1 protein-coding gene is annotated in these 540 nt (G+C 43.5%); it reads left to right on the top strand.

Annotation, left to right across the window (positions count from 1 at the left end):
* Positions 1 to 422, top strand: a 422-nt coding sequence (locus B3R79_RS01420; RefSeq protein WP_293693338.1) for an amino acid ABC transporter ATP-binding protein, incomplete at its 5' end; no start/stop codon positions are given.
* Between the last annotated feature and the right edge of the window lie 118 nt (positions 423 to 540).

Raw genomic sequence — 540 nt, 5'->3', positions numbered from 1 at the left:
TCGAATTAGGAAAAGAAAGCAAGGAAGAAGCTGAAAAACACGCGATGGAATTGCTTGAAAAAGTTGGCCTTGCAGATAAACGCGATGCCAAACCAGATAGCCTATCTGGAGGACAAAAACAACGTGTCGCCATCGCTCGTAGTTTGGCCATGAAACCTGATATCATGCTTTTTGACGAACCAACATCTGCCCTTGACCCTGAAATGGTCGGGGATGTATTGAACGTTATGAAAGACTTGGCAGAACAAGGCATGACCATGTTGATTGTAACCCACGAAATGGGATTTGCACGCCAAGTGGCGAACCGCGTTATCTTCACAGACGGCGGTGAATTTATCGAAGACGGCACACCAGAACAAATCTTCGACAACCCACAGCACCCACGTCTAAAAGACTTCCTAGATAAAGTCTTGAACGTGTAACTGAGTAAGAAAAGCCAACAACTAAAGTTGCTGGCTTTTCTACGCTAAGTGTTATAACACTTAGCTAACTCACTTATTAGCAAAAAGAGCAAGTTATTATCGAACTTGCTCTTTTTGC

The organism is Streptococcus sp. UBA3373, from assembly GCF_002360305.1.
GTDB lineage: Bacteria > Bacillota > Bacilli > Lactobacillales > Streptococcaceae > Streptococcus > Streptococcus alactolyticus.
The sequence above is the reverse complement of the archived record's forward strand: the minus strand, read 5'-3'. Positions and strand labels throughout refer to the sequence as shown.